This is a genomic window from Pseudomonas sp. GM24, from assembly GCF_000282235.1.
Classification (GTDB): Bacteria; Pseudomonadota; Gammaproteobacteria; order Pseudomonadales; family Pseudomonadaceae; genus Aquipseudomonas.
Genome location: NZ_AKJR01000024.1, coordinates 78,388 through 103,423, shown reverse-complemented (window position 1 = coordinate 103,423; position 25,036 = coordinate 78,388). Strand labels below are relative to the sequence as shown.

Sequence of the window (25,036 nt, the reverse complement as noted above, 5' to 3'; positions counted from 1 at the left end):
TCCGGGGAAATTAGACCACTGCACAGCACCAAGATCAGCTCCCTTCCCCCTCGCCCCCTCTGGGGGAGAGGGTTGGGGTGAGGGGGAGAGATCTTGCTGGCGACAGAAATAGCCAGCCAGACACCGCAATAAATACGGAAAGCCCCGCTCTTTTTACGAGATGCGGGGCTTTTTTACGGCTATCGTTTAGCGGGGGACGGACTCCCTTGAAACGGACATGAGGCAGACGGGCATGCGTCACCATTCGGTCATCCACACACCGAAACTCAGCGATTACCAGGAACTGACCCAGGTCTGGGAGGCCTCGGTCCGCGCGACCCATGATTTTCTCCCGGACAGCTATATCGAGCTGCTGCGCAACCTGGTGCTCACCCGTTATCTGGATGCGGTGATGCTGATCTGCACCAAAGACGCCAATCAGCGCATCACCGGGTTTGCCGGTGTTGCGGCGGGCAAGATCGAAATGCTGTTCATCGACCCCGATCATCGCGGTCAGGGCTTGGGCAAGAAACTGCTCAACTACGCGATGCAGCACCTGAATGCTGATGAACTCGACGTCAACGAACAGAACCCACAGGCATTGGGCTTCTACTTCAAGCAGGGTTTTGAAGTGATCGGCCGCTCGGAGGTGGATGGCATGGGCCAGCCGTATCCGTTGCTGCATATGCGGTTGCGTCAGAACCAGCAGCGCTCCAGTAACGGCTGACACACCATGGCCCCCGTGGGAGCTGGCTTGCCAGCGATGCAGACGCCTCGGTCTGACAGATGCACCGAGGTGATGCCATCGCTGGCAAGCCAGCTCCCACAGGGAATACGGACACCGTGAAAATGGAACCGGACTTAACCGGCGCCACACAGGTACAATGCCCACCCCTTTTTTGTTACGGCCCTGTCATGACTGACCCGATTCGCCTCTCCAAACGCCTCATCGAACTGGTTGGTTGCTCCCGCCGGGAGGCCGAGCTGTTCATCGAGGGCGGCTGGGTCACCGTGGACGGCGAAGTGATTGACGAGCCGCAGTTCAAGGTCGGCGACCAGAAGGTCGAGCTCGACAAGGACGCCAAGGCCACCGCACCGGAGCCGGTGACCATCCTGCTCAACGCGCCGGCCGGTATGGACGTCGAGACTGCCATGCAGTCGCTCAGCGCCGAAACCCTCAGCGAAGAGCACCGTTTCAGCAAGCGCCCGTTGCGCGGGCACTTCCTGCGCCTGACCGCCAGCGCCGACTTGCAAGCCAAGGCCAGCGGCCTGCTGGTGTTCACTCAGGACTGGAAAATCCTCCGCAAGCTCACCGCCGACGCCGCGAAGATCGAGCAGGAATACGTGGTCGAGGTCGAAGGTGACATGGTCGCCCACGGCCTCAACCGTTTGCAGCACGGCCTGACCCACAAGGGCAAGGAGCTGCCGCCGGTCAAGGCCAGCTGGCAGAACGAAAACCGTCTGCGCTTCGCCATGAAAAACCCGCAGCCCGGCATCATCGCCCAGTTCTGCGAAGCGGTCGGCCTGAAGGTCATCGGCATCCGCCGCATCCGTATCGGCGGTGTCTCGATCGGCAAAGTCCCGGTCGGCCAATGGCGCTACCTGTCCGGCAAAGAGAAGTTCTAAGACTTCCACTGCCGCCACACATTCCGGTAGCGCGCCCGCGTGCTGCCCACAACGCTTATCAGGATGACTCACATGATTCATAACGACGTATTGCGCAGCGTGCGCTACATGCTCGACATCAGCGACAAGAAGGTTGTCGAGATCATCAAACTCGGCGGCATGGAAGTCGCGCTCGCCGACGTGGTGACCTGGCTCGACAAGAAAGAAGAAGACGAAGAAGGTTTCGTGCGCTGCCCGGACGAAGTCATCGCGCACTTCCTCGACGGTCTGGTGATCTTCAAGCGTGGCAAGGACGAAAGCCGTCCACCGCAGCCGATCGAAGTGCCGGTGACCAACAACATCATTCTGAAAAAACTGCGCGTGGCCTTCGAATTGAAAGAAGACGACATGCACGCGATTCTCAAGGCTGCCGAGTTCCCGGTGTCCAAGCCTGAGCTGAGCGCACTGTTCCGCAAGGTTGGCCACACCAACTATCGCCCGTGCGGCGACCAGTTGCTGCGCAACTTCCTCAAGGGTCTGACCCTGCGCGTTCGCCCGGCCTGATCCCCTTCTGCGGTGGCGACTGATGGTCGCCGCCGCAACGCATGATCGTTCATTCCCTCCAGAAATAATGGCTCCGCTTCGTGCGGCTGACGACTAGGGTGTACTGATCCCTAATCCTCAGGACTCGCCATGCACCCGTATTTCTCCCTGCAAGGCCGCACCGCTCTGGTGACCGGCGGCACCCGTGGTATCGGCAAGATGATCGCCAAGGCCTTTGTCGAGGCTGGTGCCCGCGTCTATGTCTGCTCGCGCGATGCCGAAGCCTGCCATCAAACGGCTGAAGAACTCAGTGCCCTGGGCAAATGTCATGGCATCGCCGCGAATCTGGCGACGGAAGAAGGCGTACAGGAATTGGCCGCGCGCCTGGGCGAGCAGATCACCCACTTGGATATTCTGGTGAACAACGCTGGCACTACTTGGGGCGCGCCGCTGGAGAGCTATCCGGTCAAGGGCTGGGAGAAGGTCATGCAGCTCAACGTGACGTCGGTGTTCAGTTGCATCCAGCAATTTCTGCCGCTGTTGCGCAAGGCTGGCTCAGCGGCGAATCCGGCGCGGATTATCAACATTGGTTCGGTGGCGGGGATTTCTTCGTTTGGTGAGCAGGCGTATGCCTACGGGCCGAGTAAAGCCGCCCTGCATCAATTGTCGCGGATTCTGGCGCGGGAGCTGGTGAGCCAGCACATCAACGTCAATGTGATCGCACCGGGGCGGTTTCCGAGCAAGATGACTCAGCATATTGGTAATGATGAGAAGGCGCTGGCTGAGGATACGGCTTTGATTCCGATGAAGCGTTGGGGGCGGGAGGAAGAGATGGCGGCGCTGGCGATCAGTCTGGCGAGTACAGCTGGGGCTTATATGACCGGGAATATTATTCCGCTGGATGGCGGGTTCAGTCTCTGAGATCGGCGGTGCGGCCTTCGCTGGCAAGCCAGCTCCCACAGGTTTTTGTGGTGTACTTGGATTATGTAGCCACTCGAGAACCCTGTGGGAGCCGGCTCGCCAGCGATGGCGGCCGCCCGACCACCACCAGACTTGAGGGCTGTCGGGTTATCATGCCCACCCTGCCCCGCTTCGAATGCAAACCATGACTTACAGCGTCTCCCCCATCGGCTTCGTGCGCTCCTGCTTCAAGGAGAAATTCGCCATCCCGCGCCAGCCACAACTGGCCCCCGCCGCCCGTGGCGTGCTGGAACTGGTGGCGCCGTTCGATCAGGGTGACGCCGTGCAAGGTCTGGAACAGGTCAGCCATGTGTGGCTGTTGTTCCTGTTTCATCAGGCACTGGAAGACAAACCGCGCCTGAAAGTCCGCCCTCCACGCTTGGGCGGCAACAAGTCCATGGGCGTGTTCGCCACCCGCGCGACTCACCGGCCGAACGGCATCGGTCAGTCAGTGGTGAAACTGGACAAGGTCGAAGCCCATCGGCTGTTCATCTCCGGGATCGACTTGCTCGACGGCACGCCGATTCTCGACATCAAACCCTACGTGCCTTACGCCGACATCATTCCCGAGGCTGCCAACAGCATCGCCAGCGCTGCGCCACAGCTGATTGACGTGCAGTGGACGGATTCCGCGCTGCAACAGGCGCACACACACGCTCAGCGCCTTGGCGAACCCTTGGTTGAACTGATTGAACAGTGCCTGGCGCAGGATCCGCGCCCGGCCTATCAAACCCCGGTGCCTGAGCGTGAATATGGCGCACAGTTCTGGGATCTGGACGTGCGCTGGCATTACCCGACACAGGAGCAGATCCGCGTGCTCGAAGTCATTCCCGCCATGGTCTGAAACCGCGCCCAATGTAGTAGCTGCCGCAGGCTGCGATCTTTTGATTTTGCTCTTCAAAAGCAAGATCAAAAGATCGCAGCCTGCCGCAGCTCCTACAGGGAAATGTTCGGGCATAAAAAAGCCCCCATTGCCTGCAAAGGCAATGGGGGCTTTTTCAGTGGGGATTACTTCTCGACGAACGCACGCTCGATCAGGTAATCACCCGGCTCGCGCATCCGCGCCGAGATCTTCAGGCCGAAGCTGTCGAGCACTTCGCTGGTCTCGTCGAGCATGCTCGGGCTGCCGCAGATCATCGCGCGGTCGTCCTGCGGGTTGATCGGAGGCAGGCCGATGTCGCTGAACAGCTTGCCGCTGCGCATCAGGTCGGTCAGACGGCCCTGATTCTCGAAAGGCTCGCGGGTCACGGTCGGGTAGTAGATCAGCTTGTCACGCAGCGCTTCGCCGAAGAACTCGTTCTGTGGCAGGTGCTCGGTGATGAATTCGCGGTAGGCGACTTCGTTGACGTAACGCACGCCGTGGACCAGGATCACTTTCTCAAAGCGCTCGTAGGTTTCCGGGTCCTGAATGACGCTCATGAACGGCGCCAGGCCAGTGCCGGTGCTCAGCAGATACAGGTGCTTGCCCGGGTTCAGGTCGTCCAGCACCAGGGTGCCGGTAGGCTTCTTCGAGATGATGATCTCGTCGCCTTCCTTCAAGTGCTGCAGTTGCGAAGTCAGCGGGCCGTCCTGCACCTTGATGCTGAAGAACTCCAGATGCTCTTCCCAGTTCGGACTGGCGATCGAGTAAGCGCGCATAAGCGGGCGGCCGTTGGGCTGTTGCAGGCCGATCATCACGAACTGACCGTTCTCGAAGCGCAGACCCGGATCGCGGGTGCACTTGAAGCTGAACAGAGTGTCGTTCCAGTGATGAACACTGAGGACACGCTCGTGGTTCATGTTGCTCATGTACGTTTGACTCCTGGAGATTGGGTCTGCGCTGGCTTTTGAAGGCGACGGTGCGCAATTGCATCGCATTCTAATAGCGACGACAATATCTGTTAACTGGATTATTAAGATAAGGGTTATCGGTTATATCGATATGCGATTTACTCTCCGTCAACTGCAAGTCTTCGTCGCCGTCGCCCAGCAGGAAAGCGTATCCCGTGCTGCGGGTCTGCTCAACCTCTCGCAGTCGGCCGCGAGCACCTCGATCACCGAGCTCGAGCGCCAATCCAGCTGCCAGCTGTTCGACCGCGCCGGCAAACGGCTGAGCCTCAACGCCCTCGGCAAACAGCTGTTGCCACAAGCGGTGGCGCTGCTCGATCAGGCCAAGGAAATCGAAGACCTGCTCAACGGCAAATCCGGTTTCGGCTCGCTGTCGGTGGGCGCAACGCTGACCATCGGCAATTACCTGGCGACGCTGCTGATCGGCAGTTTCATGCAACGCCACCCGGAAAGTCAGGTGAAGCTGCACGTGCAGAACACTGCCAATATCGTGCAGCAAGTCGCCCATTACGAAATTGATCTGGGTCTAATCGAAGGCGATTGCAGCCACCCGGATATCGAAGTGCAGAGCTGGGTTGAAGATGAGCTGGTGGTGTTCTGCGCGCCGCAGCATCCACTGGCCCAACGCGGTACGGCGACCATGGAGGAGCTGACGCACGAGGCATGGATTCTGCGCGAACAGGGTTCCGGCACGCGGCTGACCTTCGATCAGGCCATGCGTCACCATCGCAGTGCGCTGAATATTCGTCTGGAGCTGGAACACACCGAAGCGATCAAACGCGCGGTGGAATCAGGACTGGGGATTGGCTGCATCTCGCGGCTGGCGCTGCGTGACGCGTTCCGACGCGGCAGCTTGGTGCCGGTGGAGACGCCGGACCTGGATCTGGCCCGACAGTTTTACTTCATCTGGCACAAGCAGAAGTACCAGACTTCGGCCATGCGCGAATTTCTCGAGCTGTGCCGCGCTTTCACCGCCGGGGTGCAGCGCAGCGACGAGATCGTTTTGCCGACAATCGCTTAAAGCAGAATCACTGCCCACACCAGCGCAATCATGCTCAGTGCCACGAATTGTGCGGCGCTGCCCATGTCCTTGGCGTTCTTCGACAGCGGGTGCAGCTCCAGCGAAATGCGGTCGATGGCCGCTTCCACAGCCGAATTCAGCAACTCGACGATCAGCGCCAGCAGGCACACGGCAATCAACAGTGCCTGCTCAACGCGGCTGACATTGAGGAAGAACGTCAGCGGAATCAGCACCACATTGAGCAGTACCAATTGGCGAAAGGCTGCTTCACCGGTGAAGGCTGCGCGCAGGCCGTCCAGCGAGTAACCGGAGGCGTTGAGGATGCGTTTCAGGCCGGTCTGGCCCTTGAAAGGTGACATAAAGTAGAAACCAACCAAAAAGGAGTGGGAAAGCTAGAGCAACAAAAGTCAAAAAAGCGTGAAGACGCCAGCCTTTATTGGCTCGGAATTGACTCAAGTTGTTGCAGCAGTAAAGCCGCTTGCGTACGAGTGCGCACATTCAGCTTGCGAAAGATCGCCGTGACGTGGGCCTTGATGGTCGCTTCCGACACACTCAGCTCATAGGCAATCTGCTTGTTCAGCAGGCCTTCGCAGACCATGGTCAAGACGCGGAACTGCTGCGGGGTCAGGCTGGCGAGACCATCGCTGGCGGCTTTGGCTTCATCGGAAACGGCGACTGCCTCGAACGCCTGCGGCGGCCAGAAAACATCGCCATCGAGCACTTTGCGCACGGCCTCCTGAATCACGCTGAGGTCGCTGGACTTGGGGATAAAACCACTGGCGCCGAACTCACGGGATTTGACCATCACCGAAGCTTCTTCCTGCGCCGAAACCATCACCACCGGAATCTGCGGGTACTGCCCGCGCAGCATGACCAAACCGGAAAACCCGAAAGCGCCGGGCATGTTCAGGTCCAGCAGGACCAGATCCCAGTCAGCCTTTTCGGTCAGGCGAGATTCCAGCTCGGCGATGCTCGCCACTTCTACCAGCCGGACGTCCGGGCCAAGGCCCAGCGTCACCGCTTGATGCAGGGCGCTACGAAACAGAGGGTGGTCATCGGCAATCAGGATGTCGTATGTGGCCATTTTTCAAATGATCCTGTTTTTGATGGCAGACCCGGTGCATTCCGGTCTGGCCAAAGCAACTCAAGATGCCGCTTGAAAGCGGTATCTACAGGGGCACGTTCAACGCCAATCAACAGCAAACACGGCGTTTCAAACCTTGGCCGCACCCCAATCGGCGCCAAGCATGCCCAGCGAAGACGGGGTGGTCAAGCAGCACGGCCGCTGGCTTGTACAGTATGGGCCACTATTGGGCCAACTCCGGCTGCGGCTTTCGTATATAGGGCAACAACTCGGCGTGAGCCGGCGTTGACTCATTCATGTCCAGTTGCTGTTTGGCGCCCAGATAATGCTGGCTGAACACGTCAAAATAGGCGTCCAGCGCAGAGGCGGCGTCGCTGTCACCAGCCAGTTCCAGGCACAATGCCGCGACTTCGGCGGTGCACAGGTGCTCGCTGCGGGTCGAACGGCGCAAGCGGTAGCGCGAAAGCTTGTCGGGCAGCAGACTGAGAATCGGCAAGCGATCAAAATACGGGCTCTTGCGGAAAATCTTCCGCGCTTCGGTCCAGGTCGCATCCAGCAGAATGAACAACGGGCGCTTGCTGCTATCGATCGCGACAGTATTGGTCACTCGCGACGGCTCGACGTATTCGCCGGGAAACACCAGATACGGTTGCCATTGCGGATCATTGAGCAGCGCCAGCATCTGCGGATCAGGCTCGGTACGCGACCAGATAAACGCATGGTTATCGCGCACCACGTCGGCAATCAGCCAACCGGTGTTGCTCGGTTTGAACACTTCCTTGCCGGTCATGATCAGGCACACGCCCGATCGGGTTTCGACACTCGGACGCCAGGCGCACAAACAATGGCTGATGATCACCCGGCAGTCGCGGCAACGCTCGGAGCGAAAGCCACGGGCCTGAATCGGCTTGATGCCCTCGTCCTCGCGCTGATCGCGCAAGCGGGCTACGGCGTTGGGGGCATGATGGGTCACGGGCAACGCCTTACGGCAGGAAAACTCGACACGCACAGCACTCGGCAAGGCTATAAAGGCCGGCAGTTTACCAGAGCGGCGAGTGCAAACCTGTACCGTCCCGACCGGCTCCCCTATAATCCGGCGCCACTGAACGCACAGCCACAGGGCTGGTCGAACCACCAGTCACTGAATCAGGAGAGTTTCATGCTGCGCCTTATCGTTCCTACCGCTGCCATTCTGCTGGCGTCGTCCTTCACCGCTCAGGCTGCATCCCTGAGTGAGCAGAATCTGAACCGAGAGCTGCGCAACGTCGCCGCCCAGAGCAGCGTCGGCACGCCTCGGGCAATCAATGAAGACATTCTTGATCAGGGCTACACCGTTGAAGGCACTCAGTTGATCAACCACCTGAGCGTACAGAAGAGCCACGCCGACAAAATGCGCGCTGACCCTAAAGCCGTGTATTTCCAGTTGGGCGCCTCGGTATGCAACAACCCGTCGTACCGCAAGCTGATGGCCAAGGGTGCGATCATGCGTTACGACTTCACGGAAGTGAAAACCAACAAAGCGATCGGCTCCGCCAGCTATCAGGAATCGGATTGCCCGAAAGCCGCCCCGGCGAAGAAGAAGTAACTATCGCGAATTGGCGCGCCGCTGTTCATCCTCGGCGCGCAGTTCAGCCAGCAAAGCCTGTAAATAGTGCGAACGACGCTCGCCACCCGCCAACCGCCGGCAGCACTCCTCTTCGAGACTGAGTTGATTGGTCTCGGCTGATGCCTTCAACATCCGATACAACTGCGTATCGATCTCCAGAATCACTCTGGCCATGTGTCCCGCCTCCTTGCCACCCGCAAATCCTTGAATCGCGTGCACCTTGCGTACGGTTATTGACCTAAAGCTGTCGTAAGGCGCCTGTACGTTAGTTAATCAGAGGGTTTGCCATTCGGTGCACGTTCGGACGAGCGGTGAAGCAACGCGCGGAAAATCAACAAACGATTGCCAGCCAAAACTTTACGGCGCAATGATCAAGTCAGCGCAAATGCGCGCAAGGGTCTAGATTCAGAGTATTCCCGATCATTTTTCAACGGCAGACAAGGAACTGCCGATCGTGTGTTTTTTGCAGCGCGGCACTGACGCCGCTCGTCAGGGCCATCCGCTCTGTGCAGAAGGAGACGTTGAATGCCTTACCAACCGAATGACCTCTTGAGCCGTCATTTTCAGGAAAGCGGTCCCGACCTCATCAGTAAGGTCGAAGAACAACTCAACCGTGTTTCACCCAACAGCCCGAATATCCCCATCTACCGCGACATGATCCTGACCGTGCTGCGCATGGCCCAGGAAGACCATAACCGCTGGAATGCCAAGATTACCTTGCAAGCCCTGCGCGAACTGGAGCAGGCGTTTCGGGTCCTGGAGCAGTTCAAAGGCCGACGCAAAGTCACGGTATTCGGTTCGGCGCGCACGCCGGTCGAGCATCCGCTGTATGCGATGGCCCGTGAACTCGGCGCGGCGTTGACCCGCTCGGGGATGATGGTCATCACTGGCGCCGGGGGCGGCATCATGGCTGCCGCGCATGAAGGTGCCGGCCGCGATCACAGTCTCGGCTTCAACATCACCCTGCCCTTCGAGCAGCATGCCAATCCTACGGTGGACGGCACCGGCAATCTGTTGCCGTTTCACTTCTTCTTCACGCGCAAACTGTTTTTCGTCAAAGAAGCCGACGCGCTGGTCTTGTGCCCAGGCGGTTTCGGCACGCTGGATGAAGCGCTGGAAGTGCTGACATTGATCCAGACCGGGAAAAGTCCATTGGTGCCGGTGGTGCTGCTGGATGCGCCGGGCGGCACATTCTGGCAAGGCGCGATGGACTTCATTCGCCAGCAACTGGAGGAAAACCATTACATCCTGCCGACCGATATGAGACTGATGCGTCTGGTTTACTCCGTTGAGGAAGCGGTGGAACAGATCAACCAGTTCTACAGTAACTTCCACTCCAGCCGCTGGCTCAAGCGCCAATTCGTGATTCGTATGAATCACAAGCTCAGCGATCAGGCGTTGGCGCACATGCAGGAAGCATTCGCCGATCTGTGCCTGAGTGATCAGTTTCATCAACACGCCTACGCCGGCGAGGAACACGATGAAGCACAGTTCAGCCATTTGGCACGACTGGCCTTCGCTTTCAATGCCCGAACGCACGGGCGTCTGAGGGAGTTGATCGATTACATCAATCTGCCGGAAAACTGGGCCGATTCAAAACCGCAAACAGCACAACGCAGCCGCGAGCCGTCAAAGGCAATTTGAAGGCAAAAAAAAACGGCCCGCTATTTTCATAGCGGGCCGTTTTTATTGAAGCGGTTTAATCGTCCATGCCGCGACCGCTGAACAAGCGGTTGATCATCTCCATCGAGAACCCCCGATACGCCAGAAACCGGCCTTGCTTGGCCCGTTCTTTCGCATCAATCGGCAAATGTCCGGAGAACTTGCGTTGCCACGTTTCCTGCAGTTGCTCCTGCCAACTGATACCGCTTTCGCGCAGGGCGAGTTCGATATCGGCACGTTGCAAACCGCGCTGGCTGAGTTCTTCGCGGATCCGCAGCGGGCCATAGCCGGAGCGGGCGCGGTAGGAAACAAAGCTTTCAAGGTAACGGGCTTCGGAAAGCAGCCCCTCTTCCGTCAAACGGTCGAGGGCTGTTTCGATCATCTCCGCTTCAGCGCCGCGCTGACGCAGTTTGCGCGTCAGCTCGACTCGACCGTGCTCGCGGCGTGCGAGCAGGTCCATGGCGGTTCGCCGCACAGCGACGAGGGTATCGAGTACGGCGGTGGTCATCGCTGCAATCAGATGTCAGCGTCGGCCAGGTCGTCTTCAGTCTCTTTGACTGCAGAAGCCTTGGAGTCGATCACTGCAGGAGTCAGCAGTTTGTCACGCAGTTGCTTCTCGAGCTTCGCGGCGATTTCCGGGTTGTCTGCCAGGAACTTGGCCGAGTTGGCCTTGCCCTGACCGATCTTGGTGCCTTCATAGGCATACCAGGCGCCGGACTTCTCGACGAAACCGTGGAGCACGCCCAAGTCGATCATCTCGCCGTTGAGGTAGATGCCTTTGCCGTAAAGAATCTGGAACTCGGCCTGACGGAACGGCGAAGCGACCTTGTTCTTCACAACCTTGACGCGGGTTTCGCTGCCGACCACTTCGTCGCCTTCCTTCACCGCGCCGGTACGGCGGATGTCGAGACGGACCGAAGCATAGAACTTCAGCGCGTTACCACCGGTGGTGGTTTCCGGGCTACCGAACATCACGCCGATCTTCATACGAATCTGGTTGATGAAGATCACCAGGCAGTTGGCGTTCTTGATGTTACCGGTGATTTTACGCAGCGCCTGGGACATCAGACGGGCTTGCAGGCCCACGTGCATGTCACCCATTTCGCCTTCGATTTCAGCCTTCGGTACCAGGGCTGCCACGGAGTCGACGATGATCACGTCAACGGCGTTGGAGCGCACCAGCATGTCGGTGATTTCCAGCGCCTGTTCGCCGGTGTCCGGCTGCGACACCAGCAGGTCGTCGACGTTGACGCCCAGCTTGCCGGCGTACTCAGGGTCGAGGGCGTGTTCGGCGTCGACGAATGCGCAGGTCGCGCCGGCTTTTTGAGCCTGGGCGATCACGGACAAGGTCAGTGTGGTTTTACCGGAGGATTCAGGACCGTAGATTTCAACGATACGGCCTTTTGGCAGGCCGCCAATGCCGAGCGCGATGTCCAGACCCAGAGAGCCAGTCGAGATAGCCGGGATCGCCTGACGGTCTTGATCGCCCATACGCATCACGGCACCCTTGCCGAATTGACGTTCGATCTGACCCAGGGCCGCAGCCAAGGCTTTCTTCTTGTTGTCGTCCATTAAAGTCCTCACGTAATCAATAAGGCCTGACGGCCAACACCTGTATAAGTAGCCAGTATTATTCCACAGCGTTCGCGGATCGCCTACCCCTGATTTTCGATTTCTCGTGCCGCTAGTCGCAGGAGCCCCTCTAGCGCGGCCTTCACCGTTTGTCGGCGGACTTCATCACGGTTGCCGGGGAAGTGCTGAACCTCACTGGTCACTGCCTCGCCGACACCCCACGCCAGCCACACCGTGCCGACCGGTTTGTTCGGCGAGCCACCGTCCGGCCCCGCTACGCCGCTGACCGCCACGGCAAATCGCGCCAGGCTTTTGTCCTGCGCGCCACGCACCATCGCCTCAACGACCTCGCGACTGACCGCACCCACCGACTCGAACAATTCACCCGACACATTCAATTGCTGGGTTTTCTGTCGATTGGAATACGTGACATAGCCCGCCTCGAACCACGCCGAACTGCCCGGGATCCGCGTGATGGCTTCGGCGATCCCGCCACCGGTACAGGACTCAGCGGTGGTGACGTGGGCATTGAGCAGTTGCAGACGTCGGCCAAGGTCGGCGGCCAGTTGAGTGATCTCTTTCACGGCGTGCTCCGGATCGTGTGGAATGCCTCCACCGTACACGAGCCGGTTGCGCTTTCAATACACAGACTCATTCAAAATGTTCGGGCGCGAGCGCTCTGACATACGCCTGACACGCCTGCAAGGCGATCAGTCCACGGTCGCCGGTGTCGGTGATGGCGATAATTCGTTGAGCATGCGCCGGGTCAAGTCGGGCGCGTACGGTTGCATGATCCACGTTGCCGGCGCCGGCGGTGGCTGGCACATTGCAGCCTGGGGCAGCGTCGCTGGCGTCGAGAAGGACTGACAGGCGCACATCAGCAGTGGCAAGACGATCGCGCAGGCGATCCTGATCACGTTGGGCATCGCTCAGCGCTCGGTAATGGGTTTGTTCACTGGCCGCGAGCCGCTGCTCCAACGCCAGACGTTTATCCTGCTCGGCCTGCTGCGCTGCAGCGGCGGTCTGCGTCAGTTGATTGAGGGTTTCGGCGTTTAACCGGGCCTGCTCGGCCAATTGCCGTTCGTAGCGCCACCCCTGAAACTGCCAGGCCGCAGCAAAAGCACCAGCGGCCAGCAATAAGATGCCGATCACTCGCCAGGGGATTGGCATAGCACTGCCCTCGCCCGCGCCCAGATTTCCAGGCGATCCTGCAAGCCGTTCAACCCGCCGTTGATTCGCCGGGTGATGGTGTTGAACTGATCGCGATCGGCCAGTTCATTCAAGCCGTTCTGCTCCCAGAACCATGCCGCGGACTCGGCAGCCCATTGTGGCTGTTCGAGCAGTTCGGGCAGGGACAACAGACGTTCATCACCGAACAGGCCAACGCTGCACTGGCGATAGTTGCTGCGACCAGTGATCTGGATCAGTCCGCGACCACGATACTTCTGCCCGTCGCCGTCAGCCTCGGGCGTGTTGCCCAGGCGCAGCGCCAGCGTGCCGGTGTCGTATTTGCTCAGGTATTGGTTGTTGCCCAACTCCCGCACATAGCGCAGTTGCCCGGACTCGTGCCCGACCTGCGCGAGGAACGCCGCGACGCGTTTGGGCGAGTCGATATGACGGCGCGCCATCGCGCTGTTGAGTGCAGAAACAAAAACGCCCGCTTGGGAGCGGGCGTTCGGCATGATGTCGATAAGGTTGCTTTCAGTTATTTGCATAATGCTTGATCCTCCCTGGATATTGCCCCGATTGAATCATGGTTGGCGGCCAATGCCCGTCAGCCATTTTTTTGCCAGAGTTTTCAGCGTGCTGTCCGGTGCAAGTTCTTCGGGCACGTCGAACACCCAACCGAGGGTACCGAAGTGGGCGGTCCAGTCGATTTGCGGTACCGGAGTGATTTCAGTGATGTCGACCCAGAGCAGATCCGGATGAAACATCTCGGCCATATTGCCATCGGTGGAGAACAGCTCGACCACGGTGCTGTTGAAGATGCGTGCGTAGGTTTTCATCAGGCGTACTCGTAGATGATCACGGCGCCCGAGGCACCTGCGCCACCTGGTCTGCCAGGTTGATTGGGGGCGTTGGCGATTCCTCCCGCACCGGAGCCGAAACCGGAACCGGGTGCAGCCAGAGAGCCTGCTGCGCTGCTGCCAAAACCGCCTCCGCCCCATGGCGAGCTGCCACCGTGCCCAGCAAGGGTTGAGCCGTTGACAGATATCCCGGGGGCGCCCGCATTTCCCGCACTATTGACGATGTTGCCGCCACTGGCCGTCTGACCGGGATAGCCTCCGGTATAAAGCCCCATGCCCTGATTCGCGACAAAGCCAATCCACGGCGACCCTCCACCACCGGCAGCAGAAACCAGCGAGCCAAAAGAACTGGTACCACCACCTCCGGCATTCGCCGCTGCGAGTCCCGCGCTTCCGCCAGCCCCCACCGTGACAACCTGACGAGAACCAATAGTCTCGGAAGGTAACCACGCTTCAGCATAACTACCGGAGGCACCGCCGCCCACGGTTGCATACTGGGAAGTTGTGGTCGCCCCGACTCCCGCACTTCCACCACCACCGCCCACAACCTTGACCAGAACGTGCTTCGTCCCGGCTATCGGCTCATAGGTACCGGATACGGTAAACGTCTTTACCCCCAACAACCGGCCGCTCGCAGCACTACCACCGCTCGCATACACCAGCACCCAACTGTCCAGCGCCGCGCTATACACCACCGAACACACACTGCTGCCGACAATCTCCGCTGGCCGCAACGCACTCAGCCCAAGGCTCAATAGCGGCCGGGGCATCAACCCGTTCGGTGCAAACGTACTCGCCCCGGTATTGGCATTACCGGCAGTAAAGCGCAGCGCCAATCCGTCCTTCAGTGCGGTGACGGCAGGCACATAATTGGCCATGTAGAGATTGGCCGCGCCGATGTCAGTGGCATGTTTGTCTTCACCTGCCTGACTGAGCTTTTTCATCGCTTGCAACAACTGGGTTGCATCGGCTTCGCTCGGCTCAAGGCCGGCTGATTTGACGACGTTCAACAATTCATCGGTAACGCTGTTGCCCCAGGTCGCAGGGATCAACGATCCGGGCAATCCCGCGACGACGTCTTCATTGACGAATTTGCCATTCACCAGCCCGACGCTGGGAACGCTTTTTGGATAGTCCACGTTAGTTCCTCAACTGCCTGTCCGAAGCAAGCCTTCCAGCCAGTCAGGCTCAACTGGTCGGGAAGATAAACTCGGAAAGTCCGGATCATTCGGCCAATCGCGCAGTGCCTGCCGATACGCCAATAGTTGTTTGAATTCCTCGGAACGCAAAGTCGTGCCCTCGCCCACTTCCAGTTCTTCGGCATCACGAAACACCAGCCACTGGGTGTTCTGCAGAACGTGGTTGCGCCATGCGCGCTCGTGGCTGGCAAGCGTTGCAGGAGAAATGACGGGGTCGATCAAAACGGGCTGACCACTGGCACTGGCGCTGATGACTTTGCCGCTTGCCTGGCCGGCAAACAGTTCGGAGTATTGCGCCTTGGTGATTTCTACTGCACCTTCAGGTAAGTCCGCGCCGGCTTCTTCGATATGATCGAATCCAAGCGTCTGAGCAAAAAAGTAAATAGCCATGGTTATCTCCCCCAAACCAATACTCGACCCGAAATTCCCGGCGACACTTTTACACCATTGCTATCAATGCTCCTGACCCGCGCAAAAGCCACCGTAGTAGTCGAATTTCCCAAATCGAACCCCCAAACGCTGGTATTCGCGGTAGACCAGCCGATCGGGTTACCTTCATTGGCGATACCCCCCAACACGACGTTATTAAACCTGATAGGCAACGTTACCCTCATCTCACCGTTTGCATCCGAAGATCCCAACACCCACTGGACGATCAGGCCACTGGGGAGCTTTTGATAACCCGCCGTCTCGAATTGCGCAGCGTACGAGGAGGAATATTTGAGGCTGGCAGTGCCATAAACCACCCACACTCCAGACTCTCTGACAAAGTTCGCACTCTCACCATTGTTCAAAACGATCCACGCCAGATACGCCCCTTGCGGACTGATTTGCGTGCCGGTTTTACTGGCCACCGTGACGGGCGCACTGTTACGGCAATGCAGGCTGATCGTGACGCCGTTCGGCACCGCAGCGGCATCCGGCAGCGTAACGGTGTACGCCGCGTTGCCGCCCAGACCGATCGAGCAGCCGACATCTGCCTGAGTCAATTGGGTGGCGGTGGATATACTGCGAGTACTGGCATAACTGCCCAGCGCCCGTTGCACAAACTCGGACGTTGCTGCCGAGCGCCCAACATCAAACTGCGGCGCGGTCATGAACAATGCCGGGCTGCGCAACGCCGCCAACAACTGATTATTCGACACCTCGTTCGGCGTCATGCCCGCCGCCTGAATGACGTTGAGAATTTCTTGCGTGACGCTGTTGCCCCACGTCGCCGGGATCAGCGAACCGGGTTTTCCGGTAACCGGGTCCTCGTCGACAAACTGGCCATTGACCAGCCCGACACTGGGCACACTCTTGGGATAGTCCAAGGCTTATCTCCTTAATCTGAAAAATTTTTGGCGCGGGTCTCAGCCAATGGGTGCGGCTAACCACGCGGGGACCGAAGGCCGGGAAACTATCGAAGGAAACTGGCTTGAATCAGGCCAGTCGCGCAGTGCCTGACGGTATTCCAGCAACTCCAGATACTGCGCGGCCTTGAGCGTCGTCCCACACCCCAGCGCCTGCTCGTCGCGATGCCGCGTCACCCACCACTCTGTGGCCGACAGGCTGGACTGACGCCAAGTGCGCGCTGCTGCCAAAGGTTCCTGTTCTTCGACGATGGCTTCGGTGGAAACGACCGGATTGTCGACTATCGGCAACGGCGCAATCTCTTGGCGCAGTTCGCCAACGGGCGCGCCGATCTCGATCTGCTTGCCCTCCGGCACCTGCACCATCGTCTCGATGAAAGCGGGGGCAAACAGTTGGGTAATCGAGTAGCCGCCCGTATCGATCAGTTCGACCGCAACACCGTTTTCCACTCGTGCATAACGGGCCATTACTCGTACTCCCAGATTTCACAGAAGGCGTTGCCGCCAGCACCGCTGACGACTGAAGCCGAAGGGTTGACCGAGCATGAACCGCTGCCACCAGAGCCACGGCTTCCAGCATTGCCAACCGTATTAGAGCCGGTGAAAGAAGCCCCGCCGTCGAACGGACTCGCAGCCCCACACCCCGAGAGCAGTCCCCAATTGGCGTTACTCATCCCGAATCCTCCGGTGATGCCACGGGCGCTGCAAAGATTGCCCCCGGTGATCGTCCCGCCCACTCCGCCCTGAATGAATCCAGACGATGTAGCCGAAGTCACGATCGCAAGTTTTTGCCCACCACCTCCCCCCGAAACGCTCATGTAGGCGCCGAAAGAAGCGCCACCGCCCGCCATGCCTGTGGAGTTGCTGATTGCACCACCGGCGCCCAGCGAAACGGGTACGCCAGCGAGCATTTGTGCGGTGACGTCATACAGGCTTTCCGCGTAAGCACCGGAGCCACCACCGCCACCAAGAATTTGGTTACCTGCCGGCACAGGCTCACACCCGCCTCCCGAGCCACCCGCCCCCACCAACCTCACACGAATGCGTTTGGCCTTGGGATTGGGCTTGTAAACTGTGATCCCGACCGTCTCGATCTGCCGGACCGCCAGCAGTCGTCCCACCGCATCGATGATGCCGTAGCCACTCAAAGTCGTCGGGGTGTTTCTCAATTTGGTGAAATCGACCATGGCTCCGATGGCCGTTGCCAATTGGTCGGTTTTGGCTTCATCAGGCGTCACCCCGGCCGCCTTGATCGCGTTGAGAATTTCTTGCGTGACGCTGTTGCCCCACGCAGCGGGAATCAACGATCCCGGTGTTCCGGCGAGCGGGTTTTCATCGACAAAGCCGCCGTTGACCAGCCCCACCCCGGGAATACTTTTTGGATAATCCATTGCACTGCTCCCTGTGCTGAATTCAGTTGGCTAAGGATGTGCCGGGTGCGACCGGCCAGGTAATTTCATCGGGGAAACCGGCCTTTTTTTCGATGCGGTTCAGCTCGACGCTGTAGAGCTTCCATTCGATCAGCAGCAGTTGTTCGTCATGGCTGGCATCGCCGATGTCTTCGGCGTATTGCAGGGGCGCGATGCGCAGCACCGCATCGCGAAGCAACGCGTCGCGTTGAACGAGGACGATGCGTTTGCGATCCGCCAGTTGCGCGGCCTCATCGACCTGCCAGGCGTTGCCCAACCAGACGTGAAAGCCACCCGGAAAAGGCAACCGGGTGAAGCCCTCCGGCAATTCGCCAAGCGCGTTCCAGGTTTCCCGAATGCCTGTGTCAGTGCGATAGACATCCCCACGACAATCGATCTGCTGTTGCAACGAACCCTTGTTATAGGCCCAGGCAAACCCCTCAGGCGCAGGGGAGAGTTCGATGCTCAGCGTCACAGCATTGCTTGGCAGTTGCAGACCGATCCCGGGCACCAGCGGAAACTCGACAGGCCCGGTCAATGCACCGCTGTCATCTATCAAATAATTGAACATGTGCACCTCAGATAAATTTGATTCGCGCGGGATAGGCGATGTTTCGCGGTCGGGTTTCGCCAGCGAAATTGCCGATATTGCCGATGTAGGCATCATTGTCGAATGCTGGGTTGGGATAGGTCGTTGCCACCGTTGCTGAAGTCGGTAAAAAATTGACGTTGGTGGTAACGTCCCAGGCGGTATCCGGAATCGCTGGAGCAGGCTTGAATGTCGCCCCGGTTCCCGTCGGCAGATAATGGTTGTGGCTTTGCAAGGCGTGCATTTGCAGACTGCCTATTACACGTCCAGCATCAACGCTTCTGCTCTCACTCAGCACCCGCAAAAACTCACCCCGAATCTCGGGAATTCGAAAGTTCGAAGCGCCATCGCCACTGGTCCAGCCACCTTCTCTGCCCGCTCGGGCCGCTTCGGTCGTCAGTGCCCCGGACGCCTGAGCAAAATCCCACAGCCACGGCCATTCGGCGCGCTTGAACAGATCACCGTTGGGAACGCCATAACCTCCCGGGTTAAGCGTTGTGGTGGTCTCCAAAAACGGGCGTCCCAAGGCGGTATTGTCGAAGCGTCCTATCGGCCACCAGCTCCCGGCTCCGTCACTGCGCAGATGCCACCAGTCACCTCCCCCCATCAACACCAGAAACGGATAACCGCTGGCCGACAAGTAGGTGTGAAAGCGAATCCTGTCGGTGCCGGATGCTTGAACAACGAGGCGATTGCCGCTGTTGTCGACACGACGAAGAATCACATCGCGTACACCCAGAGAAACATCCGCCGGAGGTAAAGTCAGGGTCACAGGGGCGGGGCTGCCATCGATCAAAACAAGTCCGAGTTCCTGCTCAGTCAGTGACTTGGAAGCTGCAAGCCGGGTAATCACCGAGCGCATCGGACTGGCATTACTGACAATCGACTGAATCGCCTTGAATAGCTGGCTGGTATCCGCCTCGGAGGCCACCAACCCACCGCCGCTGATCACACTCAGAATTTCCTGAGTGACACTGTTGCCCCACACCGCCGGAATCAACGATCCCGGCGTACCCGCCACTGGGTTTTCATCAACGAAGCGGCCATCAACCAAGCCGACGCTGGGGACGCTTTTTGGGTAATCCATAGGTTGTTCGTTCCTTTGAAATGACAAATGACCGGCGTCGACACGGCGCCTTTTAGGTGCCTGCCCGCGGTCTGTTTTCTGAAAATAAAAAGCCCACATTGAAGTGGGCTTGGGTGACGCTGAACGGAGGCTTTTCGGCTTAGTTGGAAAGGCCGCTGGTCAGCTCGCGAATGGCGACCAAAGCTTCCTCACCCGCGCTGCGCGCCAGATCCATGTTGCCCTTGGCGGCCTGTGCGCGAATTTGCGCTTTGGCTTTCAGGCGCAGCGTACGCAGCGCCAGCAGATGGTCGGTCAGTTGATCGGCCTTGCTCAGAATCTGCTCGGCGGCCTGTTTAGCCGTGCGCCCTTTGACAACCCACGCGGCGACTGACAGCGGCACTTCCTTTTTCGGGTAACCGGCGTCCTGATAAGCCTGCGCGTCAGCGGCGGCCTGGGCGTACTCCAAGGCTTTGAGGGGGTCGCCGGCCAGCGCGGTGCGGATGTTGTCGGCGGTGGCGTCGACTTTGGTACACAGACGTTCAGTTTCCTGCTCGTTCAGCACAGCCTGCTTATCGCCGTTCACGACCCACTTCTCACCGTCCCAGTCATGGGCGGCAGAAGGTTGAGGAAGGCGCATTTCGCCGTCGAACTGATGAAGTTCCTGAATCACGATCATCGAATAAGCTCCCACGACAGTTGGACGTTCACGGCGTCTGCAAAGTTGATCGCAATCCCGACGCTGTAGTCGGTGACAGGGTGGCTCTTGATGCCCATGCTGAGTAACAGCTCATCACTGTCGGCGTTCGACTGACCAAGGTTGTGTTCTGCCTGATAGCACTGCCACAACGAGCGCAGATTGGCATGGTCGAAACTGGCGGCCAGGGTTGAAACCGTCACGTCGTTAACGATGTTGTTGGTAAACAACACACAAGGGGAAACCGTTGCCGGGTTCCAGCCCCCGGGGTTGTTGGAACTTCCCGCAATAATGGGCGACAGGAAGCAATAGTTACCGCCCGCCCATCCCGTTGACGGAAAGGCAACCGACGTCACTGCCGTCGAGGACGGCGTTGGATTGCCGGCAACCAATCGGGCAGAACGTGCGTGCGGATCCAGCGGCAGGAAAATCGCGCCGGTCCCGTTGACGGTCTGGGTCCAGGTCAAGCGGGCACGGTTGTAAATCGTTCGCACCGTCGGCACCGAACCCGGTGCGCCGGTCACGACCCAGGCCAGGCACATGTCCAGTGCCGTTGACTGGAACCCACCACCGGCGGCACCGTTTACCGTTCCTTTCAACGACTCGGGCGTCACGTCATGAATGTTGCCACGCTGCACGTAGAACGTCAGCGCACCACCGGAAACTTGCGCGCGCAGAAAGTAGTGGCTGCTGGGCAACAGATCCACGCTGCTCCAGGCCGATGTCACAAAAGTGCGCGAGCGGCCCAACTGGCCATTCACCACTTCCTGCCCCAGGCTGATAAACGTACCCGCCGCGATCGAAACCTTGCCACCGCTGGTAGCGGCAGCTGCCGGGCTGACCGTCAGCCGGCCATCGGCAGTGGCTACCGTTGGTAGCGGCAACGCCACCAGTGGCAACGCCAGATCCTGATTCCAGCCCTTGGCCGTCACCGATTGAATCGCCTGCAACAACTGATCGTATTTCTTCTCGTCCGGGGTCAACCCCCCGGCATTGATCACGTTGATGATTTCCTGCGTAACCCCATTCCCCCAGTCCGCCGGAATCAGCGATCCCGGGGTTCCGGTCATCGGGTTCTCATCGACAAACTTCCCGTTCACCAAGCCGGCGCTGGGAACACTGTTCGGATAATCCATGGCTCATGCCTCCCTAGTCATAATTGATGTGCACCTTGGTGTGCGCCGGGGCGCTGCGGTGGATCAGGCATTCCAGCGCCGAGCCCGGGTTGACGCCAAAACGCTCGCCCCAGTAGCTCGCGCCGTAACGCCGGCCGAGCAGCAAGCGGCCGCCGGTGTTGAGCGTCCACATGAACTGCGCTTCCCACGTGCCCCAATGCGCCGAGCCAAAACGCGAGCGGCCCATGCGTGGGGCTTCGAGTTCGGTGATGGTCGCGTTGGGGTAGCCCTGGCTTTTGGCGATGTCGAGGTAGTAACCGACAGCCTGGCTGCCGACCGCGAGCAAGCGCCGGCGTACGGCGAGGCGGCGGTCGTCGAACAGCGGCGTGGCGCCCAGGCACGGGTCGGGCAGGTTCATCACCTGCTCCCAGTCCGGCACCAGTTCGCTGACGCCGGCCGGGTCCATCTCGTTGAGCAGGTCGGCGGCGCGGGCATCGAGGCGGGCCAGTTCGACGGCGACGCCTTGCAGCACTTCTTCGAGTTCCGGCACACGCTCCGGGTCCCACGCCGGGCCACTGGGCAGCAAGGCGCGCAGTTGCGCCTGATATTGCGCGGCGGTTCTTATGCCCCCCATACGCAACCTCCGAAGGTGAGCAGTTCGCTTTGCCCGGCAGGCACGTCAGCGGCCGGCGCGGTCAGGGTGTGATCGTACTCACCACCGGCGCTGCTGATGGCTTCGCGGATATGGCTGATCAGCAGCGGCACACCCAGGTCGGCCTCGCGGTTGTGCAGGTCGCGCAACTGCGCTTCAACGGCGGCGCGCACAGCGGTGGTGTCCGGATTGACGCTCTTGAAGCGATACACCACCGGCACTTGAATCGGCCGCTGTACGTGCACTTCCGCAGTCACCGGACGCAGCGGTTCGATGTACGCCTGAACCTCCGCCAATTGCTCATCGTTGGGCACCGGTTGCGGGTCTTCATCACGCATGATGAACACCGTCACCGTGCCTGGCCCGAGCAAGCCACCACGACACCAGGCGCGCGTTACGCCCGGCACTTCCAGCGCCCAGGTCTCGTAATCACTGGCCGAGCCGCCATGGGGAATCACGCGGTAGGAACGAATCACCCGCGAGCGCAGCGATTCCAGACTTTCCCGTGCCACGCCGCCGCTGAGCCCCGGCGCCAGCACGACAAAACTGGTGCCGACCACACCGGTAATTGGCTGCACCGGTGTCAGCGCCAGACCGGCGTCGGCATTACCGAGGCTGCCGGCATCCAGCGCGGCGATGGTAGTGGTGTTGCTGCCATTGACCGTGGTGCGCGCGGCGGTGACTTTGTAGGTGCGACCGTCGTTCGATTGCAGCAACGTGTCGACGTCCAGCACTGCACCGGCAGTGGCGGTAAAACTGACGCTGCCGCTGGCGACTTGCGCGGGTTTGCGCGGTTGATTCAGACGCAGTGCGGCGATGCGCTCCAGGGTCGATTCATCGGCCTTGTCCGGCAGGATCTGCTCGGCAATCCAGTCGAGATAACCGTACAAACCATAAGCCGCGCCACCGAGGGTGCGGGCCAGCACTTGCGCATCGGACTGGCGCAGCGAATCGCCGGCCAGGTCGCTTTGGGTGCGCTTGATCAGCACCGGCAGCGAAGGGGTTTCAAACGGCATAGATCACCTGCCAACTGTTATCGGGGTTGATGTCCAGACGTTCGCCGTCAGCCAGGGTCAGGACCGTGCGCAGGTTCAGGCGCTGGGCGTCGAGGCGTTCGCTGATGATGTCGATGGCGCTGCAGTGGCCGTCGTCGATCAGCCATTGCAAGGCTTCGCGGGCATAGAACTCGGCGTCCATCTGCGTTTGTCGGGTCAGCTTGACCCGGCGCAACAGCCACAGCCGCGAGCCGATGCGGTCGTCGGCAACGGTGGGAAACGTGTCGCCCCACCAGCCGAAACGTTCGTCGTCGTCGAGGGCGTCGTCATCGGCGGCGCGGCGCCAGGTGAACAGGCTGATGAGCACGGCGCGGGTCAGCGCGGCGTGGAGGTTTGGGCTGATCAGCATCACTTGCCTCCTGCCGGCGCGCCGGTCTGGCCGTTGCCGGCCTGTACGCCGACATGCACGTGGTTGATCTGGCTGATGCCACCGGCGAGCTGATCGCCGCTGGAGACGATCTTGCCGGTCTGATTGATCACTGGCGTATCGAAGTTCACCGCGCTGCTGGCGCGGATGTTCAGCGTGGCGGTTTCGATATCGATGATCCGCCCGCGCTTGAAATGAATCTTGTCGCCCTCGTCGGTGTAGATCGCCACTTCACCAGCGGCAAGCGCTTGCAGGCGATAGCGGCGGTCGGCGATGACCAGGGCGATGGCATGGGATCGGTCACCGCCGATGAAGGTGACGACGCCCTCGGCGCCGGCCAGCGGATGGCTGGTGAAGCCGTAGGGTTCGAAATGTTCCATGTCGTCGTTCACTTCACCGGCGGTGAGGCGCATTTGCAGCGATTGCAGCTTGGATGCCGAATTGGCGAGCACGACAGTGCCGCGCGCCAGCAGGCGTGTCAGTAGGCTCATGCTTGGTTCCTGTAAGAAACGGGCCGAGGTCAAAAGATCGCAGCCTTCGGCAGCTCCTACATAAGATCGGCGTACACCTGTAGGAGCTGCCGAAGGCTGCGATCTTTTCCGGGCCTATGAGGTTGTTTTAGGAGGGCTGGGATTGGCATCGAAGGTGTGCGGCGGGGCCATTTGCAGGGTGGTCACCGAGCCTTGCGCCGACAGCGAATAAGTGACCTTGGAAATCAGCATGTCGCCATCAAACCCAAGCACCGGATCCGTGACTTTGACCAGCGTGTTGTGCCGCCAAAGATCACCGTTGGCCTGGCGCCAGCCCTGCACCTGATACGTGGTGGTCTGCGCCCGCCCCATACGGGTGGCGCTTTCCCACTGGGCGCGTTGCTGGGCCAGTTCGAACGTCAGCGCGGTGCCCTCGTTGATGATCGTGGTGCGTCGACGTTTGAAGCTCAGATCGGTCGCGCTGGATTCAACCTCGCTGACTGCCGCCCCGCTCTTCTTGTCCGAACCTTTTTGCTGGCCGATCACCCGGTATTCGGAGAACACCTGGCTGTAATCCATCGACGCGCTGGCGGACAAAATATTCTTGCCCAGCTCCAGCGCATCACTGGCCCGCCCACCGCTGCCCGGCTTGGCCAGCACCAGCCGGCCCTGCTCGTCATCGGTGGAAAACACCCGCAGCAGCGAGAGCAAACGGTCGATCGACTGAAACACCGTCTCTCCCGGCACAATCGTGTGTTTGGTCAGCCGCGCGGTCTCGGGAATTTCATTGACCACCATCAGCCCGTACTCCATCGCCAGCGCCTGAACGATGCTCAGCAGCGGTTGTTCCTGCCACTGGTTCGGCGTGTTCCTGGCGGCGCAATCGACCAGATCCTGGGTCTTGGAACTGCCCTCGATGGTCAGGCTGATCTGGCGTCCGTCATAGCGGATCGGCGCCTTGAACACATAACCGGTGAGCACCAGGTCCTGGCCGATTTTCACTTCGCAGGGGTCACCCGGCTTGATCCGCTGGTCCACCGTCTGCCCCGGCCACTGCCAGGTGATGTCAAGTTTGAAAGTGCGGAACTGGCGCTCCAGATCAGCGGTGATTTCCACGTTTTTCCAGCCGCCGTATTCCATGTTGTTGACGGTCAACGTGACGCGGTTATCCATCTCGCTCAT

General features: G+C 59.8%; 33 protein-coding genes. 8 read left to right on the top strand and 25 right to left on the bottom strand.

All coding sequences use genetic code 11. The annotated features are described in order from the left end of the window. Positions 1 to 232: 232 nt before the first annotated feature. The 5 genes from PMI23_RS04165 (at position 233) to tsaA (ending at position 3,931) form a co-directional block, all read left to right on the top strand. Entirely contained in the window at positions 233 to 706 is a 474-nt protein-coding gene (locus tag PMI23_RS04165; protein ID WP_007908717.1) for a GNAT family N-acetyltransferase, read from the top strand. Between the two features lie 188 nt (positions 707 to 894). Then, the gene (locus tag PMI23_RS04160; protein WP_042704893.1) at positions 895 to 1,605 is read left to right on the top strand and encodes an rRNA pseudouridine synthase; all 711 of its coding nucleotides are present in this window, start codon (positions 895 to 897) and stop codon (positions 1,603 to 1,605) included. A 72-nt stretch (positions 1,606 to 1,677) separates the two neighbouring features. After that, positions 1,678 to 2,148: a DUF1456 family protein gene (locus PMI23_RS04155; protein ID WP_007908719.1), complete on the top strand. Its 471-nt coding sequence runs from the start codon at positions 1,678 to 1,680 to the stop codon at positions 2,146 to 2,148. A gap of 129 nt (positions 2,149 to 2,277) precedes the next feature. After that, a complete protein-coding gene (locus tag PMI23_RS04150; RefSeq protein ID WP_007908720.1) occupies positions 2,278 to 3,048 on the top strand; it encodes an SDR family oxidoreductase in 771 nt (256 codons plus the stop codon). A 175-nt stretch (positions 3,049 to 3,223) separates the two neighbouring features. Then, positions 3,224 to 3,931, top strand: coding sequence for a tRNA (N6-threonylcarbamoyladenosine(37)-N6)-methyltransferase TrmO (tsaA, locus tag PMI23_RS04145; protein ID WP_007908721.1), 708 nt, complete (start codon positions 3,224 to 3,226; stop codon positions 3,929 to 3,931). A gap of 164 nt (positions 3,932 to 4,095) precedes the next feature. Here tsaA and fpr read toward each other — a convergent pair whose 3' ends face one another. Then, positions 4,096 to 4,875: a ferredoxin-NADP reductase gene (gene fpr / locus PMI23_RS04140; RefSeq protein ID WP_007908723.1), complete on the bottom strand. Its 780-nt coding sequence runs from the start codon at positions 4,873 to 4,875 to the stop codon at positions 4,096 to 4,098. Between the two features lie 133 nt (positions 4,876 to 5,008). On the opposite strand from fpr, the gene PMI23_RS04135 reads away from it, so the two are divergent. Beyond that, positions 5,009 to 5,935: a LysR family transcriptional regulator gene (locus PMI23_RS04135; protein WP_007908725.1), complete on the top strand. Its 927-nt coding sequence runs from the start codon at positions 5,009 to 5,011 to the stop codon at positions 5,933 to 5,935. Here the strand turns inward: PMI23_RS04135 and PMI23_RS04130 are convergent. The 3 genes from PMI23_RS04130 to PMI23_RS04120 form a co-directional block, all read right to left on the bottom strand. Beyond that, complete coding sequence (locus PMI23_RS04130; protein WP_003222276.1) at positions 5,932 to 6,294, bottom strand: diacylglycerol kinase; 363 nt, start codon at positions 6,292 to 6,294, stop codon at positions 5,932 to 5,934. The two genes, PMI23_RS04135 and PMI23_RS04130, sit on opposite strands and share 4 nt — an antisense overlap. 74 nt (positions 6,295 to 6,368) lie before the next feature. Then, entirely contained in the window at positions 6,369 to 7,019 is a 651-nt protein-coding gene (gene erdR, locus PMI23_RS04125) for a response regulator transcription factor ErdR (RefSeq protein ID WP_007908734.1), read from the bottom strand. Positions 7,020 to 7,242: 223 nt separating this feature from the next. Beyond that, positions 7,243 to 7,992, bottom strand: a complete 750-nt coding sequence (locus tag PMI23_RS04120; RefSeq protein ID WP_007908736.1) for a tRNA-uridine aminocarboxypropyltransferase — start codon at positions 7,990 to 7,992, stop codon at positions 7,243 to 7,245. A gap of 186 nt (positions 7,993 to 8,178) precedes the next feature. On the opposite strand from PMI23_RS04120, the gene PMI23_RS04115 reads away from it, so the two are divergent. Next, positions 8,179 to 8,604, top strand: coding sequence for a PA3611 family quorum-sensing-regulated virulence factor (locus tag PMI23_RS04115; RefSeq protein WP_007908738.1), 426 nt, complete (start codon positions 8,179 to 8,181; stop codon positions 8,602 to 8,604). On the opposite strand, the gene PMI23_RS04110 is transcribed toward PMI23_RS04115, so the two are convergent. Continuing rightward, positions 8,605 to 8,799: a hypothetical protein gene (locus tag PMI23_RS04110; protein ID WP_007908740.1), complete on the bottom strand. Its 195-nt coding sequence runs from the start codon at positions 8,797 to 8,799 to the stop codon at positions 8,605 to 8,607. Positions 8,800 to 9,150: 351 nt separating this feature from the next. Between PMI23_RS04110 and PMI23_RS04105 the strand changes: the two genes are divergently transcribed. After that, positions 9,151 to 10,269: a TIGR00730 family Rossman fold protein gene (locus tag PMI23_RS04105; protein ID WP_007908742.1), complete on the top strand. Its 1,119-nt coding sequence runs from the start codon at positions 9,151 to 9,153 to the stop codon at positions 10,267 to 10,269. Between the two features lie 55 nt (positions 10,270 to 10,324). Here the strand turns inward: PMI23_RS04105 and recX are convergent, their stop codons facing one another. The 20 genes from recX to PMI23_RS04005 all read right to left on the bottom strand — a co-directional run bounded on the left by recX (position 10,325) and on the right by PMI23_RS04005 (position 25,036). Further along, positions 10,325 to 10,795 carry a recombination regulator RecX gene (gene recX / locus PMI23_RS04100; RefSeq protein WP_007908744.1) on the bottom strand — a complete coding sequence of 157 codons (471 nt, stop codon included), beginning with the start codon at positions 10,793 to 10,795 and terminating at the stop codon, positions 10,325 to 10,327. Positions 10,796 to 10,803: 8 nt separating this feature from the next. Beyond that, positions 10,804 to 11,859: a recombinase RecA gene (gene recA / locus PMI23_RS04095; RefSeq protein ID WP_007908746.1), complete on the bottom strand. Its 1,056-nt coding sequence runs from the start codon at positions 11,857 to 11,859 to the stop codon at positions 10,804 to 10,806. Between the two features lie 83 nt (positions 11,860 to 11,942). Further along, positions 11,943 to 12,443 (bottom strand): CinA family protein, encoded by a 501-nt coding sequence (locus PMI23_RS04090; protein WP_007908748.1) that lies wholly within the window; start codon positions 12,441 to 12,443, stop codon positions 11,943 to 11,945. Between the two features lie 67 nt (positions 12,444 to 12,510). Next, positions 12,511 to 13,029, bottom strand: a complete 519-nt coding sequence (locus PMI23_RS04085) for a lysis system i-spanin subunit Rz (protein WP_007908749.1) — start codon at positions 13,027 to 13,029, stop codon at positions 12,511 to 12,513. Further along, positions 13,008 to 13,574 (bottom strand): glycoside hydrolase family 19 protein, encoded by a 567-nt coding sequence (locus tag PMI23_RS04080; RefSeq protein ID WP_007908750.1) that lies wholly within the window; start codon positions 13,572 to 13,574, stop codon positions 13,008 to 13,010. The genes PMI23_RS04085 and PMI23_RS04080 overlap by 22 nt, the downstream gene beginning before the upstream one ends. 36 nt (positions 13,575 to 13,610) lie before the next feature. After that, the gene (locus tag PMI23_RS04075) at positions 13,611 to 13,865 is read right to left on the bottom strand and encodes a hypothetical protein (RefSeq protein WP_007908751.1); all 255 of its coding nucleotides are present in this window, start codon (positions 13,863 to 13,865) and stop codon (positions 13,611 to 13,613) included. Continuing rightward, the gene (locus PMI23_RS04070; protein WP_007908752.1) at positions 13,865 to 15,025 is read right to left on the bottom strand and encodes a glycine-rich domain-containing protein; all 1,161 of its coding nucleotides are present in this window, start codon (positions 15,023 to 15,025) and stop codon (positions 13,865 to 13,867) included. The genes PMI23_RS04075 and PMI23_RS04070 overlap by 1 nt, the downstream gene beginning before the upstream one ends. A 9-nt stretch (positions 15,026 to 15,034) precedes the next feature. After that, complete coding sequence (locus PMI23_RS04065; RefSeq protein WP_007908754.1) at positions 15,035 to 15,475, bottom strand: phage tail assembly chaperone; 441 nt, start codon at positions 15,473 to 15,475, stop codon at positions 15,035 to 15,037. A 2-nt stretch (positions 15,476 to 15,477) separates the two neighbouring features. Next, positions 15,478 to 16,398, bottom strand: a complete 921-nt coding sequence (locus PMI23_RS04060; RefSeq protein ID WP_007908756.1) for a gp53-like domain-containing protein — start codon at positions 16,396 to 16,398, stop codon at positions 15,478 to 15,480. A 39-nt stretch (positions 16,399 to 16,437) separates the two neighbouring features. Continuing rightward, on the bottom strand, positions 16,438 to 16,905 hold the full coding sequence (locus tag PMI23_RS04055; RefSeq protein ID WP_007908758.1) for a phage tail assembly chaperone: 468 nt from the start codon (positions 16,903 to 16,905) through the stop codon (positions 16,438 to 16,440). Beyond that, positions 16,905 to 17,828 (bottom strand): glycine-rich domain-containing protein, encoded by a 924-nt coding sequence (locus PMI23_RS04050; protein WP_007908760.1) that lies wholly within the window; start codon positions 17,826 to 17,828, stop codon positions 16,905 to 16,907. The genes PMI23_RS04055 and PMI23_RS04050 overlap by 1 nt, the downstream gene beginning before the upstream one ends. Positions 17,829 to 17,850: 22 nt before the next feature. After that, positions 17,851 to 18,417, bottom strand: coding sequence for a tail fiber assembly protein (locus PMI23_RS04045; RefSeq protein ID WP_007908762.1), 567 nt, complete (start codon positions 18,415 to 18,417; stop codon positions 17,851 to 17,853). A 7-nt stretch (positions 18,418 to 18,424) separates the two neighbouring features. After that, positions 18,425 to 19,522 carry a hypothetical protein gene (locus PMI23_RS04040; RefSeq protein ID WP_007908764.1) on the bottom strand — a complete coding sequence of 366 codons (1,098 nt, stop codon included), beginning with the start codon at positions 19,520 to 19,522 and terminating at the stop codon, positions 18,425 to 18,427. Between the two features lie 139 nt (positions 19,523 to 19,661). Further along, positions 19,662 to 20,177, bottom strand: a complete 516-nt coding sequence (locus tag PMI23_RS04035; RefSeq protein ID WP_007908765.1) for a hypothetical protein — start codon at positions 20,175 to 20,177, stop codon at positions 19,662 to 19,664. Beyond that, on the bottom strand, positions 20,174 to 21,331 hold the full coding sequence (locus PMI23_RS04030) for a hypothetical protein (RefSeq protein ID WP_007908767.1): 1,158 nt from the start codon (positions 21,329 to 21,331) through the stop codon (positions 20,174 to 20,176). The genes PMI23_RS04035 and PMI23_RS04030 overlap by 4 nt, the downstream gene beginning before the upstream one ends. Positions 21,332 to 21,344: 13 nt before the next feature. After that, a complete protein-coding gene (locus PMI23_RS04025; protein WP_007908769.1) occupies positions 21,345 to 21,944 on the bottom strand; it encodes a YmfQ family protein in 600 nt (199 codons plus the stop codon). Then, the gene (locus PMI23_RS04020) at positions 21,932 to 22,978 is read right to left on the bottom strand and encodes a baseplate J/gp47 family protein (protein ID WP_007908770.1); all 1,047 of its coding nucleotides are present in this window, start codon (positions 22,976 to 22,978) and stop codon (positions 21,932 to 21,934) included. Before PMI23_RS04020 ends, PMI23_RS04025 begins: the two co-directional genes overlap by 13 nt. After that, positions 22,968 to 23,366: a phage GP46 family protein gene (locus tag PMI23_RS04015; protein ID WP_007908772.1), complete on the bottom strand. Its 399-nt coding sequence runs from the start codon at positions 23,364 to 23,366 to the stop codon at positions 22,968 to 22,970. The genes PMI23_RS04020 and PMI23_RS04015 overlap by 11 nt, the downstream gene beginning before the upstream one ends. Further along, positions 23,366 to 23,875, bottom strand: a complete 510-nt coding sequence (locus PMI23_RS04010; protein WP_007908773.1) for a phage baseplate assembly protein V — start codon at positions 23,873 to 23,875, stop codon at positions 23,366 to 23,368. The genes PMI23_RS04015 and PMI23_RS04010 overlap by 1 nt, the downstream gene beginning before the upstream one ends. 114 nt (positions 23,876 to 23,989) lie before the next feature. Further along, a complete protein-coding gene (locus PMI23_RS04005; protein WP_007908774.1) occupies positions 23,990 to 25,036 on the bottom strand; it encodes a phage baseplate assembly protein in 1,047 nt (348 codons plus the stop codon).